Source organism: Methanosarcina acetivorans C2A (assembly GCF_000007345.1).
Taxonomy (GTDB): domain Archaea; phylum Halobacteriota; class Methanosarcinia; order Methanosarcinales; family Methanosarcinaceae; genus Methanosarcina; species Methanosarcina acetivorans.
On sequence record NC_003552.1, the window covers coordinates 819,879 to 833,624 of the forward strand.

The following is a 13,746-nucleotide window of genomic DNA, read 5'->3' on the forward strand; positions in this document are numbered from 1 at the left end:
ATATTTAAAAATCATACTAAATTACTGTTTTTTATGTAAAAGACTCTAAACAATTTGTAATATAAATCTTTTGATTTTTAATGTTCATTTAAAAAACAGATCCAGATGCAGTATCTTTTTTTACTGAGGGTTCCAATCTACTCGGAAATAAGAAAAAATACATCAGACAATGATAAAAAGAAATCTTCAGATAAAAATAAGGAGGAGTCTTCAGATAAAAATAAGGAGGAGTTTTCAGGTAAAAATAAGGAGGAGTCTTCAGGAAAAAATAAAGAGGAGTCATCAGGTAAAACTAAGAAAAAATCATCAGATAGAAATAAGTTAAGGAAAAATGTGTTTTACTTTTGACCTTTAATCTCAATCTTTTTTTCAATTTTTCGTGCTAAGTTTTCTTTCGAGTGAATATAGAGCGAAGCCGGAAGTCCGGTATTTGAAATCATGTAGAGCAGGCTCATGGTTGTCCTGTTCAGCCTTGGAGAGTAGTTTAAAAGTGTGCTCCTCGAGATCCTTACCATTGCATCGAGGGATTTTATTCCTGTCAGGTACCTTTTTATATCGCGGGTTCTCTGGCTCTTTTCAAATATCAGGTCTATCCATGTATTTATTTCTTCCATCAGAATTTCCCTTGTCAGGTCTTCAGGGACAATGTAACTTTTTCCTCTCTCTATATTTTTGAAATACTCCCTGAAGCTGTCTCCCTTTGCAAGCGTATACACCTTCCCAATACCCCCCGAGTGGCTGTCCGTTGTTGCAGCGATGCCTTTGCCGAACTTTTCCGCAAGGGCGATCGTGAGCTCGTTTTTCTGCTTGAGCTCATGCATGTTATATTCAAGTACGGGAAAGAGTTTTGCCAGTTTAGGCACTGCAAAGATGTCAGGCTCCTGGTGAAGCTCAAACCAGAAGGGGTGGTTGTAGATAAAAGGCAGTTTATGGCGTTTGAGGTATCTTATAAAACCCTTCAGGTCATGTTCTACTTTTGAAATCTCAGTCAGTTCTGAAAAGTCCTCTCTACAAAGTTCAAAAACATTCACGTGCAGTGTGTGCCCTGCAAACTCCGGGTCATAAACGGCCATTTCAACGCCAGGGACCAGTTGTTCTCTGTCCCATCCGAGAATATCGTATGCATCGACCGTATCGTGGTCCGTAAATGTGACAAAATCCATACCCATTCCGAGGGCTTTTTCATAGAGGCTCTCGGGCTGCAAATCTTTTGCCGGGAGCACGTCAAAAGAACAGGTAGAATGTACGTGCAGGTCTGCCCGTTTCCAGCCCGCTTCCATAAGCTCGGCTGCCCGTTCAGGTGCAATCAGCTTTTCCTCGTAATTCCTCTGCCTTCCCCCCATGGCGTAGAATCCTGAGATTTTAATTTTATTCCGGATTATTTTATTTTGGCTTTATATTTCTCCTACTATAATATAGTCCTTTTTTTAAATTAAGGTTTTCCGGGAATTTCTCTTGGCGTACAATCCATATTTTTTGTGTTTCATACCACCATGTTTATAAATATGCTAAAGTATCCCGATAGTTTCACAAAAACGATAGTGATCAGATATGGGGTTATTCCAAAAACTAAGAAAAATTCTCAGTGTTATTTTTGAAAGCGAAGCCGAGCAAAAAGGAGACGACTTTGAAAAATATGTGGTTAACCTATTCGATGAAAAAAGCTTCTCCATCGTACAGTGGACCACGGATATGGCAAGAAAGCACACCCGTTTCGTAGAATCCGACTGTGGTCCTGACCTCGTCCTTCGCTACAGGCGGACCAATGAAATCTTCTGCGTGGAATGCAAGTACAGGTCAAAACTCTTCAAAGGCAAACTCCAGTGGTCAAGTCCAAAGCAGCTCGGGCGTTACAGAACCTTTGCAAACGATAATCTCATCCCTTTTTTTGTGGTTATAGGACTCGGTGGAAATGCCCGAAAACCAAAAAGGATGTTCTGTATCCCTCTTGAGGAGGCAAAGTATCCTGCACTTTCTCCAGAGTGTTTTGAGAAGTTTGAACGGAGTCCGAAGAAGAAGTTTCTCTGGAAAAATGGGATGCTGAAATGAGAGTCACTGAAATAATTTTAGATCTAAACTTTTATTTTTTATCATTCTGCTTTTCAGCATATTCATGCGTCCCTCCCCCGAAAAAACATATTTCTTTCTCCGTACCTTTATTCTGGACATAATAAGACTTCATCAACACATTTTGTCCTTTTCATGTTTTATTTTCCCTTAAATTATAATACCGGGTGAATTCAATATTAATAAGTGACTCTTTTTGGGGGAAGAGCATGAAAATCAAATCCATTAATCCTTATACCGAAGAAATAAACCGGACTTATGGTTCTTTTCCTATCGAAGAATGCAGGAACAGGATCGAGAAATCAAGGGCTGCTTTTTCAGGGTGGAGTTCATTGCCAGCAGAGGAAAGAGCAAAATTTTTCTTGAATGTTGCGGAGCTGCTTCGACGGAATACTGAAATTTATGCCGGGATTATTACAGAGGAGATGGGGAAGCCCATCAGGCAGTCCAGAAGTGAAGTCCAAAAATGTGTCAGGCTCTGTGACTATTATGCGGAAAATGCGGCTGGATTATTGAAGGCTGAAATTGTGGAGCTCGGGGCTGAGAAAAGTTATGTTACTTTTGAGCCTCTGGGAGTGGTTTTCGGGATCATGCCCTGGAATTTCCCTTTCTGGCAAGTTTTCAGGTTTGCAGTGCCTGCAATATGTGCAGGAAATGTCTGTGTGCTCAAACATGCCTCAAATGTGCCAGGATCAGCTCTTGAGATTGAAAAGATCTTTCTGGAAGCCGGATTTCGGGAGTATGTTTTCAAAACCCTTTTAATTGACTCGAAAACTGCAATGGAAATTATTAAAGAAGAATTGGTGGACGGGGTTTCGCTTACCGGCAGCACAGGCGCAGGCTCGAAAATCGGAAAACTTGCAGGAGAAGCTATCAAGCCTCAGGTACTGGAACTTGGAGGGTCGGACCCCTTCATAGTGCTCGAGGATGCCGATATCGAGAGGGCTGCACAGGCGGGTGTAAGGTCCCGTTTTCTGAACGCAGGACAGAGCTATACCGCTGCCAAGAGATTTATTGTTGTAGAAGAAGTTGTGGGGGATTTTATCGAGGCATTTGAACTCCATATGCAGGAACTGAAAATCGGGGATCCTATTGATGAGGAAACCGATATCGGGCCTCTTGCAAAAAAAGAATTCGTCGAAATACTTGAAAAAATTCTGGAAGATGCAAGAAAGAAAGGAGCAGAGCCTCAAACTTACGGAGAAAAGCATAAAAAAGGTTTTTTCTTCAATCCGACTATTATCCCTGCAGCCAGTACCTATATGGAAGTATGCAATATCGAGGTTTTCGGGCCTGTTGCACCGGTTATCACTGCAAAGGATGAGGACGAAGCAGTGGAAGTTGCAAACTCCATAGAATTCGGGCTTGGGGCCAAGATCTGGTCAGGAGACCTTGAAAGGGCCGAAAAGCTGGCAAAAAGGATCAGGGCAGGATCTGTGGCTGTCAATGGAATGATCAGGTCTGACCCGAGACTGCCTTTTGGCGGGACCGGGAAGTCAGGTGTCGGGAGGGAGCTTTCCCACTACGGACTCAAGGAATTTGTGAACATAAAGACTGTAGTTGTTAATAAATAAAGGGCTTCTGTAAAAACAATACGGCAATATATTCAATAGCTTAAGGAGGAGATTTGTTGTCCGAATTAGCTGAGCAGGATGTGATGTCCAGATTAAGCGAGTTAGAACGAAAAATGAACGATCTGGATAATAGGGCGAATGCTCTGATAGATGAATTAGAGAGCCTGCAAACGGTGGCCAGAGAATTAAAGATGACAGATTTTGTCGATAAATTCAATGAGCATATAGAAGAGGTAGGAAAAATCAAAGAAGACTTAAGCTGCAAATTGTCCGATGAAATCGAAAATGAACAGATGAAAGAACTGGTGGAGTCGAGGATGAAATCCGTACCGACGGACATCGAAAAGTTAAAAAATGAGTCTAGTTATATTCGTGGTAAATTAGCAGAGATAAAAGATGAAATAAGCAAAAAGAAATGAAATAATAAATAAAAGTAAACTGAGTAACGTGGGCAGTGTGCCTAATTTTCTGTAAAATTTACTTTATACCCTTTTAGTCTTCTTTTTTGTAGAATTTACTTTATACCCTTTTAGTCTTCTTTTTTATAGGACTTACGCGGCTGAAACGATAGATCAATAACAGCAAACATTTTTCAGATTAATTCTCATATATAATTACAACGTCTATTGTGCTTGATTTTTGATCTCAAGTGCGTAACTTCCAGAATAGTAACTTCCAGAATATATAGAAGCCATTGTACCATTAGCGGTTTCTTTCTCGGAAAGAACACATTCTATGTAGCAGATGAAGACCTAATAGTACCCCGATCGGCTCTTAATATATAGCTACTTATACTGCTCTTGTACATTCGGGGAATTCATCTTTTCCGGCAAACCAACTCTCCGTTTTTAAGTGGGACAAGTACTGTGTCGACTCGCTGGTCATTGTACACATAGTCAAGAAATGGCTTGAGCATAGCAGCGTGACTTATCACATTGTCAGCTATCAATATGCCACCCCTAATCATTTTAGGTATGACTGCCTCATAACAATCAGGATAATATTCTTTATCGCAATCTAAGAAACAAAAGGAAATCCCAGCGTATCGGCTTATCAGGTGTCTGGCATCGCCATGTACGAGTTCTACGATGTTCTCTATTCCGGCTTTCGAGAAGGTTTCACGTGCCATTTTTACTTTCTCTTCCTGTATCTCGAATGTGATTAATTTACGGTTTGTCTCTCTACATGCAAGTGCAAGCCACATGGATGAATAACCTGCGCTTGTACCGATCTCCATAGCTATCCCATCCGGGGAGGCAGATAGCATGAGCGCAATAAACTTACCGGTTTCCGGCGGAATCTGTCTTAACCTGTGTAATTTCGGTGTTCCATCAATTCTATCATTTTTATCGATAAGCTCAAGGTAATTCATTCGTTCCTTTATAGGGTCAAATATGTCATGGAACATGTCGTCATCCTCAGTATCAGTTTAAATTTCCTATAACTCGTTATGTATTTAAGACCTATCTTTAAAGCTTCATAGATATCGGCTTATTTGTCATTTTTTATTTAACTACGTCCACAAACAGAATCATATTGCTTTAAAATTTTAGACGTACAAGAAAAAAGAATAGTTAAAAATAGGAGAATGAGTCAGAAGCCCTACAATCGGCTTTGTAGAAATTCTCAATTTAGCTCAAATTATTCTACAACTTTTTTGTTTATGTTATGCACTATCAGTTACTTAATAAAATTTTAATAAATAGACTGAAGCCATATTTATTTATCTCCTGTACATTTTCCTCAATAGTGCTGCGTTTTTCTTCTCTCCACTCAACAAATATATATTACTCTTTAAGTATCTTTTATTCATGACCCTTGAGCCCGTGCATATGCATAAAATCTCGGAGCTTGCAGAGAGGATTGACCGTTCATTTGAGCTTGATGAACCGAAAACGGCAGCGGATGTTTATTCTCTGCTTGAAGAGTTGAAGATTGACGGGAAGGTAATCCTGAAGGCTGTGGACAGGCTCTTTAGGGGGATGGTCAGGCCCGAGCTGATGGCACAGGGAGAGGACCCGTATCCGGTTACTTATGCCTGTGACAGCGGGAGTACGAATCCCAGGACTTATGACAGCGGGCTTTTTGTGGATTTCTGTCACTGCGGGCTGGCTGCAACCCCTACCGACCTTGATGTCCAGAGGTGCAGGACAATTGTCTGTGCGGCTTATTCTTCTTCGCAGAGGATTGCAATGCGGGCAATAGCGGGCTGGGAAACCTTCGATGAAGGGCTTGGAAGGGCAAAGCTTGTCACAATTGCTCCGGACGAGCTGAAAAGAAAGGCTCCTGACATGGTGCACAGTTTTGCCATGTACCTGGCAGAATCCGAACACATGCTTTTCATGAAGGATATGCTGGAGCCCGAGAGCTTTTTCATAATGGACGGCCCTCTTTATCCGAAACAGCTCATGTACTGGATGGTGCTGGACGACGAGGAAGTGCAGATCCGGCGGAACAATGACGCCCGAAAAATCCTTCAGAATTACATTGACATTATGGATCATTTTCTGGAAAAAAAGAGACCTGTGATAGGCTTTGTAAAAAACCCGACTGACGTGCAGATCATGGACAGCGTCCGGAAGAAGAGGGAAGGCTTTGACCTGCCCTGGATGCTTGATTCTCAGTTTTTCCGAAACCTCCTTTCCCCTTACAAAGTTGAAGGTCAGAGAGGGCAGGGACATGAAGGACGGAATTCGAAAACCAACGGGAAAAACGGCAAGTATAACGGTTCCCGAAATACTTACATTACTTACACAAACTGGTTTTTACAGCCCAACAGGTTTTATGAAAGGATGCTTAACGGGACTTCTCCTCTTGCAGCCGGGGATGCGTTCCAGCAAGAGCTCAGGCATAAGTTTTCGCCTGAGGGCTATGCCCTCTGTTTCTTCATGCTTTATGTACCGTCCACGGATGTGGTTTTTAAAGTTGAAGCTCCTTATGGACTTATTAAGGATGATTTCCTGCGCATGCAAATTACCAAAAAAGTGCTCTTTGACCTTTCTCTGCATGGTTTTCCTCTCACCCTCACAAAGGCAGACCACCTCGCAAAAATCAGGAAAGTGGAGAGGCAGGAGATCGACAAATTCTTCGAAAACATGAATCCTGATATATCTTATAATGATACTCGGTGGGGTAAGTTCAATGAAGTATGAAGATGCCGATATTCTGGCTTTTATTTCCGGGAAGTCAAAACCGACTCAGGATCCTGAAAAGGATGCTTCCTCAGATAAGAACGCAGGCTCGGAGGAAATTCCCGGGAATAAAAATGAACAGCTGGAGCAGAAATCCCTGGAACATAAAGATCTGGAACATAAAGATCTGGAACATAAAGATCTGGAACATAAAGATCTGGAAAAGGATCTGCTTACGGAGTCCCCCGTCTCGGACTCGCTGCCGGGTTTTGAAGAATTCCCTGTTTCATCAGCCGAATCCCCCTCGGAAGTCGATCCGCATAACTTTTTAAATGGCGGTTCAAGTACAGGTCCTACTACAGGTTCAACTACAGCCGCCAGCACTCTTCCCGGAGAAGACGAACTTCCCTTTGAAGCATTTGACGATTATGATTTCGAACCCTCCAGATCCGTTCCTTCTCTGGACGAAGCTTTCGGAATTGTCACAACCGGCATAGAGCCTCTGGAAATTACCCACTCGGGCGCTACGATTACTGGATACATTGCTTCTGCCCGCAGGAGTGAGATACGACTCGGGACATATGTTGTCGTGCCGTATGAAGGCGGAGAAAAGCTTTTTGCAAGGGTAGGAAAGCTTCAGTACAGGCAGGAGTTTGCAGTGGATGATGCAACCGAAATCCACTCAAGGCGCATGCTGAATGCCAGGGCAAGCCCTGTAAACGAAGCCGATTACAAGTTCCTTGCCTGCCTTGATCCCCTCTGTATCCTTTACAGGAAGAAAGCGGACAGTTCACTCACACGGAGGATGGCAGACAGGATTCCCCGTCCTAATACTCCCATTCTGCCTGTTACGGACAGGCTTGAAGTCCAGACCGGGCTTAACATCCCGGAAGAAGGGGTTTTCCTGGGACATCTCAGTGTTGGTGGGGAACTTGTGAAGACACACTCCGAGCCCGAAACCGTTGCTTATTATCTGAGAAACGACTATTTGATGGGCGACCCTCTTATTTTCAGGCATATGCTGGTCTGCGGGAGTACGGGGACAGGAAAGACTTTCCTCTCAAAAAACATCCTGCGCCAATTCATGACGGAAGATAACCGGTACAGGCTGCGGAATTCTCAGGACAAAGCCCGGAAAAATCCCTGCCTGGTGATTATGGACCCTCAGGACGAATACTCCCAGATTTTCGAGGATAACGAAACCCTGACCGAAGAGGATAAGTTCAGGTTTGAGTCCGAAAACGTCACTTACGGCAGGGTTCAGTCCACAAAGGCTTTTGTGGCAAAGGTCGAGGGGCAGAAGTACCCGGGCGATAAGTCAAGGGCGGAACAGGTCGAGTTCACAATTCCTTTTTCCCTTGTGGAACACAACTCCTGGTTGATTGCAGCAGCCGGGATGTCCGAACTTCAGTATATCGGGCTTGAAGTCCTTCTCGGGGACTTTTTCAAGTCCAGCGTGCCGCATACCTATCAGAATTTCATTAACCATATTGAAAACGAAGGTACGCGTTCCCACTACGTTGACAGCGGAAAACTGCACGAGTCTTCCTATGACGGGATCGTGCGGAGAGTAAGTAGCCGCTTTTTCTCAAAGGTGTTTGACCGGGATGCAACCCCTATTACCGAAATTCTGGACAAAATCTTCAAGCCGGGGCAGGTTTCGGTTTTCCCGACCGAGTACATAAGTTCTCCAAGGATCAGGGACCTCATAGTACTTACAATCATGAGCCTGATTGTTGACAACAAGCTCAACACCACAGGGGTTGATGCCATCAAAGAAACACCGATTATCCTGACACTTGACGAGGCTCACCGCTACCTTTCAAAGGCAAACGGGGAACATGCCCGCCTTATCATCTCCCGTTTCGCAGATGCAGCCCGCCAGGGCAGAAAAGAAGCACTTGGGCTCTTTTTGATCACGCAGGACCCTCAGGATATCGATGACACGGTCATCAAGCAGATCAACACAAAGCTGATCCTTAACCTCAATAACGATGCTGCAATCTCGTCCCTGAAAGTCCCCAAAGAATACGAACGCAGGATTCCCTATCTCAAAAAAGGGCAGATGATAATTCACAGCCCTGATAACAGTGACATTGTGGAAATCCTCGGGCTTTCAAACTGCGTTGTAAGGCACCGCTAAGATGATATGAAACAAAGACGCGAAATAAAAAGCGAAAGTAAGAACTAAAAAGTAAAACCAAGAAACGAAAAGTAAAACCAAGAAACGAAAAGTAAACCAAGAAATAAAAAGCGAAACCAGATATTAAAAAGCAAAACTTGATGAAAAAATGCGCAGTGCCTGAATATTTACGGCCCCTTCTTTTTTCAAAAAAGAGTCATCAGCGCATGCCTGCTTGAAGTACAGGCATGTGCTTCTTCTCTTATATTTCTTCTTTCTTTTTATTTTCCTATGTTTTCTGTCCCTGCTTTTAAGATTAAATCAGTTCACAGAGTTCCATATTATCGAGAACTGACTTGATCTTCCAGTATACATACCTTTTATATGCAACCGGGTTAGGGATATCATAAATTACATTTGCATGAACGTTCCAGGCAACGTTGTTGACAAGCTCGCTTTGTTGCAGTTCATCTATAAAATATTTGAGCTGTCTGAAGTCATCGATGCTTTCCCTCCAATCTCCGGCCCTCAGTTCGCTTGCCTGATCTTCCTGTGTCATCTCCATCTTCCGCAGGGTAAAAGCATATACTTCGAGCAGGTCGATGTTTGCAGGTGAGACGTTCCTGACAATCGGAGTTCCTTCTCGCATGCTTTCTTTCAGTTTATCCGTGAATGCAAAGATGTCTTCGGATGTCAGGGTGTTTTCGGCGATCTTTTCTTTTAATGTTTCAAGAGTCTGTTTCATGATATTTTACCCCTACATTCAATGGCTCACATATTGTATTTTTAATGGGTGAGTTCCAAGGAGTACTTATTCACACCTAAAATAAGTAATCAGTTTCTGTATTAAAATGATTCTAAATCAGTTAATTCCGCGGAGTGCTTCACTCACACCTAATACAAGATTGTCTGTTTTCTGTATTAAAATTGCTCGTCATTTATAAACATCATATTTAAAAATTAATATTTTTTTGATGTAGTTCTGATGCGTGCTATTTTTTGCGTGGTAAAACTGAGTAAAAAAGCAATTCCGAGGAAATAAGCCGTTAAGCAACCTGTCAGGAATTCTATAAAAAAGATGAAAAAGGATGGGATAGCGCGGATTTGAACCGCGGTCCAAGCGTCCCAAACGCTCGAGGATGGACCAAGCTACCCTACTATCCCATAAGGGCTTCCTCTCAAAGGCGATTATCCTTTATATAGCTTTCGTTAGAACATGCACATGTACCCGGACTTTACGGATCAAAAGTTCCGGATTACTTACTTCAATTCTGGACTTTGTTCCGGGATCTTTCCCATCTCAGGCCTTTTTCTTCACTCCCAGCGACGGTAAATGTCGTTTTCCACTCCTAAAAGGTCAAGTGCCCTGCCAGTCATGGTGTCTATGAGGTCTTCAAGGGTTTTCGGTCGCGAATAGAAGCCCGGACATGCCGGGAGAATACTTGCACCTGCCTGTTTAGCCCTGAGCATGTTTTCGATGTGTATCAGGTTCAGGGGAGTTTCTCTTGTCATAAGAACCAGTTTTCTCTCTTCTTTCAGGCAGACGTCTGCAGCCCGTGTAAGCAGAGTGTCAGATATCCCGTTTGCAACCGCCCCAAGGGTTTTCATGCTGCAGGGAGCAACGACCATCCCTGCAGTCTTATAAGAGCCACTGGCTATGGGGGCTGAAAAATCCTTCTGGGAATAATTCCAGGTTGCAAGCTTTTCCACTTCAAGGGGTAAGTAATCAGTTTCGATCCCGATTATCTGTTTTGCAGCTTCGGTCAGTACAAGATGGGTCTCTATCCCTTTTTCTGCCAGCACTTCAAGCAGGCGGATCCCGTACTGTACCCCTGAAGCCCCGCTGATACCTACGATTATTTCCATTATTCGCTTCTCCTTGCAGTCACTTCACTTTTTTCGCAGGAGGCAATGAAACTTCCGACCATTTCCTCTGCGGCTGAGATTATCTCCTTAATCTCTTCAGGGATGATATTATCCACATGGATACCGGCAACAACTACCGAGGTCTTTCCTGTTGCCCCGCTTATTCGTCTTGCACTGTCAAGGGCAAGCTGTTCTTCCCTGTGTCCGGGAAGGGTGAGTACGGAAGAACTGGCTCTCCCGCTTTTTTTATCAAGCGTCCCTACCGCAACAGCACCCACATGCTCTTTCCCGCCGGTAAGGGTCAGCAGGTAGTCTTCCCCAAGCTTTTTTGCTTCGAGTATGATTTCTATCCTGCCGACTTTCCTTGTGGTTTTGAACAAAAGTTTTACTCCTCTGCTTTGTATTTTTCCAGATCATTCAGCTTAAATTGCTTTGTGGCTTTCTTGATGTTAAAGTATTCCTTTGCAGCTTTTCCTACGGCTTCGCAGTGCTCTTTCGGGCTATAGACTCCTATTCTCCAGTTATCCATGTGGGCTTCCTGCAAGATTGAGACGAAATGAGAGGCATCTTTAAGCGGGATCATTTTGTGGTCGGTTTTTATCATCGCTTTCATTTCCAGCATTTCAGGGGTCTTCGGAATATCCACAAGCACGCATTCTTGGCCTACCCCTGCAAGTTCTGCGATCTCCTTCTCGGCTCTCTCTATTTTATCCCGGTACTTGAGCACCCCTTTTCCTGCTTCCTCAAGCCCTGTATAGAGCGCCCGCTTATAGAGTTTGCGTGCGTCCAGCCGCCTGCTAAGCTCTCCTCCATGCCCGCTTGAGTTTCTCATGGCGGCTATCAGGTCTATGTCATCCATCTGCCTGAGCCTTTTTGGGTCGAGTTCTCCGTTTTCGATCATGTACTCCACGGCTTTTGAGCACATTGCTTCCGAGATCCTGGTTACGTGATGATAGTAAACCGAGGTATTCATCCAGAAACGGGAGACCAGGAGGGATTCGGCAGCTTTCAATCCCCCGTAGTCAATAACAAGCCTGTCTTCGTAAAAACTCATCTGGTTGATCAGGCGGTTGTAGTCCACGACCCCGAAGGCAACCCCTGTATAATGGGAGTCCCGGACAAGGTAGTCCATCCTGTCCACATCGATCTCGCTGCTGAGGATCTGCCCTAACGAAGTCTCACCCTTAATATGTTTTGCAAGGTTTCCGGGGGAAATCCCGTGCTTTTTCAGGACTTCTTTTATTTCCCCTTTCCTTACAATATCCATCACATCGTCATGCCTGCGCCTAGTATACTTGTCTATGACGTTCTCGGTTACGTGAGAAAAAGGCCCGTGTCCCACATCGTGCAAAAGGGAGGCAGCTCTTATCTCCACTTTTTTATCCTTTTCAATAGAGTCGAGGTTTTTCATCAGCATGGAGGCAAGGTGCATGGTTCCCAGGGAGTGTTCAAATCGGGTATGGTTTGCTCCCGGATAAACGAGGTTTGAAAAGCCTAGCTGCCTGATTCTTCTTAGGCGCTGCACCTGGGGGGTAGCCAGAAGTTCCTGGACGATTTCATCCAGTTCGATGTAACCGTGTACGGGATCAAGGACTACTTTCATTGTTCTTTAGACAGATGTCATTATATATTGTTGTATCTATTACTTTGATGCTGTTACTTTGATAGTGAAAATTGCAGGAGAACTTGCTACCCGATGGCTGAATAAATCCAGAAAAGGTATTATCATGATCATATTGTCAGGCGGCACCGGAACTCCCAAACTCCTTGACGGGCTCAAGGAAATCCTCCCTCTGGAGGAACTGACCGTTGTTGTAAATACTGCCGAAGACCTGTGGGTTTCTGGGAACCTGATTTCTCCAGACCTTGATACAGTGCTCTATCTCTTCTCGGACCAGATCGACCGGAAGAAGTGGTGGGGCATAGAAAACGATACCTTCAGGACTTACGAGCGCATGCATGAACTCGGGATCGAAGAAAGCATGAAGCTCGGGGACAGGGATAGGGCAACCCATATTATCCGCTCAAACCTCATCCGGGGCGGAACGTCCCTTACGGAAGCTACGGTAAAGCTTGCCTCCCTCTTCGGGATAGATGCGAACATTCTGCCCATGTCCGATGACCCGGTTTCTACCTATGTCGAGACTCTTCAAGGGGTTATGCATTTCCAGGACTTCTGGGTCGGAAAACACGGGGACCCCGATGTACTTGGAGTTGATATCCGGGGTGTTTCCGAAGCTTCGGTTGCTAAAAAGGTTCTTGAAGCCTTCGAAAAAGATGACAACGTCCTCATCGGCCCGAGTAATCCCATAACCAGCATAGGGCCCATAATTTCCCTGCCGGGAATGAGAGAACTGCTGAAACGGAAAAAGGTAATTGCAGTCAGCCCCATAATCGGGAATGCTCCGGTCAGCGGCCCTGCCGGGAAGCTTATGCAGGCATGCGGGCTTGAAGTCTCTTCCATGGGCGTTGCGGAGTATTATCAGGAATTCCTTGACGTTTTTGTCTTCGATGAGAGGGACAGGGCAGATGAATTCGCGTTTGAGAGGCTTGGTTGCCGTGCCTCCCGTGCAGATACCCTCATGACCTCCACGGAGAAAAGCAGGGAACTGGCAGAGTTCGTAGTCGGGCTTTTCGACACCGTATGCTGATTTTTCAAATTCCTTTTTTCTTTTTTCTTTTTTTGATTTTTTTTCTCCAAATTCTCCTTTCTTTTTCTTCCCTTTTTTCTTTTTTCTATTTTCTCTTCTCTTTTTTCTTCCTTGTTTTTCATATTTCTCTTTTCTTTTAGCATGAAAGTTCCGGAGTCCTTTCATTTTTTGTGTCTGTAGTCCGAAATTTCATGTGCGTTTATTCTGCTTACGTAGTCTTCGACGTTAACAAAATTCGAAAGTTTTATGTATCACTTTTTCTACACTTTGTAACACTAAAAAACATGAATTTAAAATTTTATCTTAATTATTAAACTCTATTTTTCTGACAAATA

General features: G+C 43.9%; 13 protein-coding genes and 1 tRNA gene. 7 read left to right on the forward strand and 7 right to left on the reverse strand.

Annotated features, from left to right (window positions below; translation table 11 throughout):
* The first annotated feature begins 105 nt into the window (after positions 1–105).
* Positions 106–348 (forward strand): hypothetical protein, encoded by a 243-nt coding sequence (locus MA_RS03675; RefSeq protein ID WP_011020747.1) that lies wholly within the window; start codon positions 106–108, stop codon positions 346–348.
* Here the strand turns inward: MA_RS03675 and MA_RS03680 are convergent.
* The gene (locus MA_RS03680; RefSeq protein ID WP_011020748.1) at positions 339–1,343 is read right to left on the reverse strand and encodes a PHP domain-containing protein; all 1,005 of its coding nucleotides are present in this window, start codon (positions 1,341–1,343) and stop codon (positions 339–341) included. The two genes, MA_RS03675 and MA_RS03680, sit on opposite strands and share 10 nt — an antisense overlap.
* A 208-nt stretch (positions 1,344–1,551) precedes the next feature.
* Here MA_RS03680 and MA_RS03685 point away from each other — a divergent pair, with 208 nt between their 5' ends.
* From MA_RS03685 to MA_RS03695, 3 genes are all read left to right on the forward strand, one after another.
* A complete protein-coding gene (locus MA_RS03685; protein ID WP_011020749.1) occupies positions 1,552–2,049 on the forward strand; it encodes a hypothetical protein in 498 nt (165 codons plus the stop codon).
* 227 nt (positions 2,050–2,276) lie between these two features.
* Positions 2,277–3,641 carry an NAD-dependent succinate-semialdehyde dehydrogenase gene (locus MA_RS03690; protein WP_048064951.1) on the forward strand — a complete coding sequence of 455 codons (1,365 nt, stop codon included), beginning with the start codon at positions 2,277–2,279 and terminating at the stop codon, positions 3,639–3,641.
* 56 nt (positions 3,642–3,697) lie between these two features.
* Entirely contained in the window at positions 3,698–4,060 is a 363-nt protein-coding gene (locus MA_RS03695) for a hypothetical protein (protein WP_048064952.1), read from the forward strand.
* A 398-nt stretch (positions 4,061–4,458) separates the two neighbouring features.
* Here the strand turns inward: MA_RS03695 and MA_RS03700 are convergent, their stop codons facing one another.
* Complete coding sequence (locus tag MA_RS03700; protein WP_011020752.1) at positions 4,459–5,049, reverse strand: O-methyltransferase; 591 nt, start codon at positions 5,047–5,049, stop codon at positions 4,459–4,461.
* 403 nt (positions 5,050–5,452) lie between these two features.
* On the opposite strand from MA_RS03700, the gene MA_RS03705 reads away from it, so the two are divergent.
* Both MA_RS03705 and MA_RS03710 read left to right on the forward strand, forming a co-directional pair.
* Entirely contained in the window at positions 5,453–6,793 is a 1,341-nt protein-coding gene (locus MA_RS03705; RefSeq protein WP_011020753.1) for a DNA double-strand break repair nuclease NurA, read from the forward strand.
* Positions 6,759–8,915: an ATP-binding protein gene (locus MA_RS03710; RefSeq protein WP_011020754.1), complete on the forward strand. Its 2,157-nt coding sequence runs from the start codon at positions 6,759–6,761 to the stop codon at positions 8,913–8,915. Before MA_RS03705 ends, MA_RS03710 begins: the two co-directional genes overlap by 35 nt.
* 295 nt (positions 8,916–9,210) lie before the next feature.
* Here MA_RS03710 and MA_RS03715 read toward each other — a convergent pair whose 3' ends face one another.
* The 5 genes from MA_RS03715 to MA_RS03735 form a co-directional block, all read right to left on the reverse strand.
* Entirely contained in the window at positions 9,211–9,639 is a 429-nt protein-coding gene (locus MA_RS03715; protein ID WP_011020755.1) for a hypothetical protein, read from the reverse strand.
* A gap of 344 nt (positions 9,640–9,983) precedes the next feature.
* Positions 9,984–10,058 (reverse strand) — tRNA-Pro (locus tag MA_RS03720).
* Between the two features lie 150 nt (positions 10,059–10,208).
* Entirely contained in the window at positions 10,209–10,760 is a 552-nt protein-coding gene (locus MA_RS03725; protein WP_011020756.1) for a UbiX family flavin prenyltransferase, read from the reverse strand.
* Entirely contained in the window at positions 10,760–11,140 is a 381-nt protein-coding gene (locus MA_RS03730) for a hypothetical protein (protein WP_011020757.1), read from the reverse strand. Before MA_RS03730 ends, MA_RS03725 begins: the two co-directional genes overlap by 1 nt.
* A gap of 5 nt (positions 11,141–11,145) precedes the next feature.
* Positions 11,146–12,363: an HD domain-containing protein gene (locus MA_RS03735; RefSeq protein WP_011020758.1), complete on the reverse strand. Its 1,218-nt coding sequence runs from the start codon at positions 12,361–12,363 to the stop codon at positions 11,146–11,148.
* 124 nt (positions 12,364–12,487) lie between these two features.
* On the opposite strand from MA_RS03735, the gene cofD reads away from it, so the two are divergent.
* On the forward strand, positions 12,488–13,411 hold the full coding sequence (gene cofD, locus MA_RS03740; RefSeq protein WP_048066127.1) for a 2-phospho-L-lactate transferase: 924 nt from the start codon (positions 12,488–12,490) through the stop codon (positions 13,409–13,411).
* Positions 13,412–13,746 lie beyond the last annotated feature (335 nt).

What these genes read in the sequence shown, in the direction of transcription:
- MA_RS03675 (WP_011020747.1), top strand. Translation starts at nt 106, where the DNA reads ATGCAGTATCTTTTTTTACTGAGGGTTCCAATCTACTCGGAAATAAGA.
- MA_RS03735 (WP_011020758.1), bottom strand. Translation starts at nt 12,363, where the DNA reads ATGAAAGTAGTCCTTGATCCCGTACACGGTTACATCGAACTGGATGAA.
- MA_RS03715 (WP_011020755.1), bottom strand. Translation starts at nt 9,639, where the DNA reads ATGAAACAGACTCTTGAAACATTAAAAGAAAAGATCGCCGAAAACACC.
- MA_RS03685 (WP_011020749.1), top strand. Translation starts at nt 1,552, where the DNA reads ATGGGGTTATTCCAAAAACTAAGAAAAATTCTCAGTGTTATTTTTGAA.
- MA_RS03705 (WP_011020753.1), top strand. Translation starts at nt 5,453, where the DNA reads ATGACCCTTGAGCCCGTGCATATGCATAAAATCTCGGAGCTTGCAGAG.
- cofD (WP_048066127.1), top strand. Translation starts at nt 12,488, where the DNA reads ATGATCATATTGTCAGGCGGCACCGGAACTCCCAAACTCCTTGACGGG.
- MA_RS03690 (WP_048064951.1), top strand. Translation starts at nt 2,277, where the DNA reads ATGAAAATCAAATCCATTAATCCTTATACCGAAGAAATAAACCGGACT.
- MA_RS03700 (WP_011020752.1), bottom strand. Translation starts at nt 5,049, where the DNA reads ATGTTCCATGACATATTTGACCCTATAAAGGAACGAATGAATTACCTT.
- MA_RS03725 (WP_011020756.1), bottom strand. Translation starts at nt 10,760, where the DNA reads ATGGAAATAATCGTAGGTATCAGCGGGGCTTCAGGGGTACAGTACGGG.
- MA_RS03710 (WP_011020754.1), top strand. Translation starts at nt 6,759, where the DNA reads ATGATACTCGGTGGGGTAAGTTCAATGAAGTATGAAGATGCCGATATT.
- MA_RS03680 (WP_011020748.1), bottom strand. Translation starts at nt 1,343, where the DNA reads ATGGGGGGAAGGCAGAGGAATTACGAGGAAAAGCTGATTGCACCTGAA.